This window comes from Corynebacterium sp., from assembly GCF_012837295.1.
GTDB lineage: Bacteria > Actinomycetota > Actinomycetes > Mycobacteriales > Mycobacteriaceae > Corynebacterium.
The window spans coordinates 1-3,608 of sequence record NZ_DURI01000107.1 but is presented as its reverse complement, the minus strand read 5'-3'; the positions used below and the strand labels follow the sequence as shown (position 1 = coordinate 3,608).

The 3,608-nt window shown below is 73.4% G+C and carries 4 protein-coding genes; 2 read left to right on the top strand and 2 right to left on the bottom strand.

What is annotated here, in order from left to right; genetic code table 11:
• On the bottom strand, nucleotides 1–645 hold a 645-nt coding region (locus GX015_RS03565), incomplete at its 3' end, for a glycosyltransferase (RefSeq protein ID WP_291342857.1).
• On the bottom strand, nucleotides 639–1,724 hold the full coding sequence (locus GX015_RS03560; RefSeq protein ID WP_291342855.1) for a glycosyltransferase: 1,086 nt from the start codon (nucleotides 1,722–1,724) through the stop codon (nucleotides 639–641). The genes GX015_RS03560 and GX015_RS03565, both read right to left, overlap by 7 nt.
• 23 nt (nucleotides 1,725–1,747) lie before the next feature.
• On the opposite strand from GX015_RS03560, the gene GX015_RS03555 reads away from it, so the two are divergent.
• Both GX015_RS03555 and GX015_RS03550 read left to right on the top strand, forming a co-directional pair.
• Entirely contained in the window at nucleotides 1,748–2,695 is a 948-nt protein-coding gene (locus tag GX015_RS03555; protein WP_291342854.1) for a WcbI family polysaccharide biosynthesis putative acetyltransferase, read from the top strand.
• Nucleotides 2,692–3,608: hypothetical protein (locus tag GX015_RS03550; RefSeq protein WP_291342853.1), on the top strand; the 917-nt coding region annotated here is incomplete at its 3' end. The genes GX015_RS03555 and GX015_RS03550, both read left to right, overlap by 4 nt.

The window sequence follows — 3,608 nt, the reverse complement described above, 5'->3', positions numbered from 1 at the left end:
GGCCAGGTGGGGAGCCTTGTCGGGGATGATGCGGCCGAACCACACGGCGGGCCCGCCGCCAGGTCCCGGCCGCCACGTCGCGACGTCGACGCCGTTGGGCACCACGTCCGCCGGCCGGGGCAGCGTCCACAGCGACGCGGTGTGCGCGCTGACGGAGACGAAGTGCCCGACGTCGGCGGGTCCGCCGCCGGCGCCCTCGAACAGGCACGCCGCGGCGATCGGGTCCTGCATCTCCGGGAAGGGAGGGGTGTGCAGGGTCGTGACCAGCGCCGTGCCCGCGGGCCGGGGCATGGTCAGCGGGATCGGGTGCAGGGAGTTGTTGTGGATGACGTCGTAACCGCCGGCCGCGAGATGGTCGGCCAACCGGGCGAAAGCCGCGGTTTCCTTCTCGCGTTCGCCCGGCGGATAACCGCTGTCGCTGACGGGGCCGTCGTGGCCGGACCAGTCGACGCCGGGGAACTCCACGTCCTCGACGTGCCCGGCGCTGCCGCGCGCCGCGAAGAGGTCGACGTCGTGCCCCGCGGCCCTCAGCCCCGCCGTCAACGCGGCGACCAGGGACTCCAGTCCCCCGGCGTAGGGCTGGCGGATGGGGTAGCGCGACGGGGCGATGACGGCGATGCGCAGCCGCGTGCGCTCCGTCACCATCCGAGCACCTCCAGGTACAGATCGCGGTGGGCGCGGGCGACCGCGTCCGTGGTCCGCGTCGGGTCCTCCGCGCGCGGCAACGGGCCGTCCCTGCGGGCGGCGAGGACCGCCTCGCGGACGGCCGCGGCCACGGCATCGGGGTCGGTCATGTCCGCCGGGATCACCGCTCCCGGCCGGTCGGCCTGGTCGGCGTAGTGCCCCACGCCCGGAACGATCACGCGCAGTCCCAGGTCACGGCACATTTCCAGCCACCCGGAATGGGTGCCGAAGGCGTACGGCAGCACCGCGGCGACGCACTCCGCCAATCCCCGGTGCAGGTCCGCGTCGCTTTTCGGGCCGGATGCGTCGAGCACGACGGTCGCGGACAGCGCGGGGTCGTCGTCAAGCTCGCGCAGGCCGCGCGCCAATGCCGGCCGATGCCTCTCGTTTGCCGGATCGAGGACCTCGGGGAAGACGTGGATGCGCAGCCGGGCGCCCGGGACATCGGCCAGGGCCGCGGTGATCGCGCGCGGCAGGCGGGGGTCGTCGACGACGTTGGGGCGCACGTTCTTGTACGACAGCGACACGTCCAACCGCCGGGGCGTCCGCTCCATCAGTGCGCGGGCCGCGTCGCCATCGACGATCGGCGGGTGCGGGATGACGCGCGGGCGGACCCCGAACAGCGCCTCGCATTCGTCGGCCGCGGACTCGGTGAGGGTGATCACCGCATCGGCGCGCCGCACGAGCACACGCAGGGCCCGTCGATATTTCTCCTGGTCCAGGACGTGCGGGCAGTCGATGTCGTGGACGGTGACCACCAGCTTCGCCCCGCCGGCGTGCACTTCATCGGCGAAATCGGCCAGCTGGTCGGCGTTGCGGTGCTCGAAGCCGAAGTGGACGTGGACGATGTCGGTGCCGCGCGCGGCACCCGCGCCGCCGCCCGGCTCCAGGTGCGGGTGGGGCCACCATCGGCCGGGGTCGTCGGGGTCGACGATCGGATCGGGGCGCAGATCGGCGAAAGGCCCGGTCACCGCCTTCACGTACGGGTGACCGGCGGGAATGGCCGTGATCCGCGGGCGGCGCGGGTGAATGCTGATCACGCGTCGACGGTACCATTAACAACGTGAACGTCGATCCCCGCATCCGCCATTACGGTCGCTTCTATGGGCTGTCCGATCAGGGCTCATCGGACCGGCCGCTCGTCGCGGTGACGGGCAACTGCCAGGCGGGATCGATCCGCCGGCTGCTCGACTCCACGGGCGCCGCCGACGCGGTGCTCATTCCCCCGGTCCACGAGCTGACCGCCGATGACGTCCCGCATCTGCGGGCGCTGTTGTCGCGCGCGGACATCCTGGTCGCCCAGCCGGTCCGCGACGGCTACCGGGGGCTGCCCATCGGCTGGCGCGAGCAGGCCCGGATGCTGCCGGCCCATGCCACCGTCGTGCGCTATCCCGTGCTGCGCTGGGCGGGGCTGCACCCGTGGCAGGTGATCGTCCGGCCACCGTCGGACACGTCGGCGACGCCTCCGCTGGTTCCCTATCACGACCTGCGCATTCTTCTCGCGGCCGCCCGCGAGCCCGCATTCGCGTCCCGGTCCGGGATCGCGCTTGACGACGCCCCGCTCCGCCCCTCCCCGGCGGGCCTGCGGGCCACGGCTGCGGCGTCGGTCGCCGCGTTGCGCGCCCGCGAGGATGCGCACGGGACGATTCCCGTCGCCGATCTGCTCGCGGCGGCACCGCGATGGCACACGATCAACCACCCCGACAACGCGACGCTTCTCGCCGTCGCCAGGCGCGTCGCCGCCGCGGCGGGCATCGGCGGGAAGTTCCGCGATCCCGGGTCGGAGATGCTCGGGGGCGTCCGCGCCCGGATCGACGATGACGCCGCCGCGGCATTGGGCGTCGACCCCGCGCCGCCGGGGCCGGAGTGGACCGTCGACGGGAAGGCCATGGACGCCGATGAGCTTCGCGACGCCCATCTGTCCTGGTACCGGCGACATCCCGATGCGGTGGAGGAAGGGCTGCGGCGCCACGCCGACCTCATCGGGACCCTGACCGGGGCCGCGGCATGACCGGGATCGGCGACGTCCACGTGCTGGCGGTGGGCCCGGCCGATCATGGCGTCGTCAAGCATGGCCTGGAACTGGCGGCGGCCGCCGGGGCACCGGTCCTGCGTTTCGACGATGCGGCGGAGCTGGACGCGGCTCTCGCGACCGACCGGGAGGGCGTGTCCCCGCTGCCCGGGGCCATCCACGTCGCCTTCACCGATGCGTTGTTCGGCGGCCCCGCGGAGGCTCCCCGCCGCATCCGCGAGCTGGCCCGGGGACGGCGCCTGTGGCTCGGGCTCCACGACGTGCCGCAGGAGGGCGAAGGCGCCGAGCGTCTGGCCAGGCGTCGCGCCTGCTACGCCGCCGCATGCGACGGCGGGATCCCGGGCGATGGCGCGATCGAGGGGACGGTGGTCAACTCCGACCACGAGAAACGCTGCCTCGCCGCCGCCGGGGTGGCCGACAGCCCCGTCGTCATCCCCTTGCCCATTCCGGACATGCGCGAAACGGACTCGCACGGGACGGACCCCAATGGGCATCGCGACACCACCGCCGGAATCGATCGCGCTGCCGCCGTCGATGCACCCGGCACCGTCATCGGGGTGTTCGGTTTCCTCTACCCGGGCAAGGGCGTCGAGGACGTCATCGACGCCGCTGCGGCACTGACGAGCCCGGTGGAGGTCGTCAACATCGGCGGCGTCTCGGAGGGCCACGAGCACATGGTCGACGACCTCGCCGCCCGCGCACGCGATGCCGGGGTGGGATTTCGCGTCACCGGGCACATCGACGACGCCGACCTGCCCCGCGCGTTGGCCGCCGTGGACGTGCCCGTCACCGCGCACCGGCACATTTCGGCGTCCGGGTCGCTGAACTCGTGGCTCGGCGTCGGGCGCCGCCCCATCGCGGTGGCCGGCGATTACGTCGCCGAAACGGCCGC